The organism is Burkholderia sp. Ac-20379 (assembly GCF_017104645.1).
GTDB lineage: Bacteria > Pseudomonadota > Gammaproteobacteria > Burkholderiales > Burkholderiaceae > Burkholderia.
In genome coordinates this window covers 1-1,162 of the sequence record NZ_JAAGPF010000712.1, presented here as the reverse complement: position 1 = coordinate 1,162, position 1,162 = coordinate 1, and the positions used below count along the sequence as shown (strand labels likewise).

Below are 1,162 nucleotides of genomic sequence, written 5' to 3'. Positions count from 1 at the left end.
CCGCGGGAGCGCGCGGCGGTGACGGCCGCGTATCCGCGCGGCGCGGGGTTCGGCGAGGCCGTGATCGCGGCGATCGGGCGCGGCCTCGCGCACCGGCCGCGCAGCACGGCGGGCACGTTCGGCGCGGACGTGCTCGACCGCATCGATCCGGACTACTGCCGCACGAATTTCTGCGGCCAGATCCTCGGATCGCCGTGGCGGGATGGAGGCGGGATTGACTGAAGCACCGGCGGCGCACCGCCGCGCGGTGCGCATCGTGATCGAAAGCGAGGAGGGAACCGATATGTCGTATCTGATTTCGTTGGGCGCGGGCATCGTGGTCGGCCTGCTGTATTACGCGTCGCGCGTGCAGTCGCCGGCGCCGCCGTTGATCGCGCTGGCCGGGCTGCTCGGCATCGTGATCGGCGAGCACGCGATTCCGGTGGTGCAGGCGCAGTGGCACGCGCATTCGCAAGCCGGGCAAGCCGGACAAACCGGGCAGGCGGCGGAGGCGCGCCGCGAGCTGGTGGCGTCGGCCGACGCCGGCGCACCGCGCGATCCGCAGCGATGAGCGCGGCCGTTCATCCCGCCGCGCGCTGGCTGAGCCGCGAGAACGTGCTGCTGGCCTTCGTGGCCGGCTATGTCGACACGCTCGGCTTCGTTGCGCTGTTCGGCCTGTTCGTCGCGCACGTCACGGGCAATTTCATCCTGGTCGGCGCGGGCATCGCGGGCGCGGGCGGCGGCGTGCTGATCAAGCTGCTGGCGTTTCCGGCGTTCGTGACGGGCATCGTCGCGGCGCGCTGGACGGCGCGCCGCGGGGCAGGCAGCAGCGGCAACGCGGCCGGGGCGTCCGACGCGCTGTACGCGTTGCAGGTCGCGCTGCTGGCCGCATTCATGATCGCCGGCCTGATCGCCGCGCCGATCTCGAGCATCGACGCGCCGCTGGCCGCCGCCTGCGGGCTGCTCGGCGCGGCCGGCATGGGCGTGCAGAACGCGCACGCCAAGCTCAGCACGCGCAGCATCGCCGCCAACACGGTGATGACGGGCAACGTCACGCAGGCCGTGCTCGACGCCTGCGATTGGCTCGCGCCCGGCATCCCGGCCGAGCAGCGGCGCGCCGCGCGCGAACGCCTCGCCAAGATGCTGCCGCCGGTGCTGGCGTTCGCGCTTGGCGCGGGCGGCA

At 73.4% G+C, this 1,162-nt stretch carries 2 protein-coding genes and 1 pseudogene; all 3 read left to right on the top strand.

All coding sequences use genetic code 11. The features are described from left to right. A pseudogene (locus tag G3N92_RS34160) lies at positions 1–222 on the top strand (phosphohydrolase); the annotation flags it as partial. Positions 223–283: 61 nt separating this feature from the next. Continuing rightward, positions 284–550: a DUF1427 family protein gene (locus tag G3N92_RS34155; protein WP_206131886.1), complete on the top strand. Its 267-nt coding sequence runs from the start codon at positions 284–286 to the stop codon at positions 548–550. Then, a partial coding sequence (locus tag G3N92_RS34150; RefSeq protein ID WP_206131885.1) for a YoaK family protein occupies positions 547–1,162 on the top strand: 616 nt, incomplete at its 3' end. The genes G3N92_RS34155 and G3N92_RS34150, both read left to right, overlap by 4 nt.

Bases quoted from the DNA above. Each gene is read 5' to 3' on its own strand.
- G3N92_RS34155 (WP_206131886.1), top strand. From the start codon at position 284: ATGTCGTATCTGATTTCGTTGGGCGCGGGCATCGTGGTCGGCCTGCTG.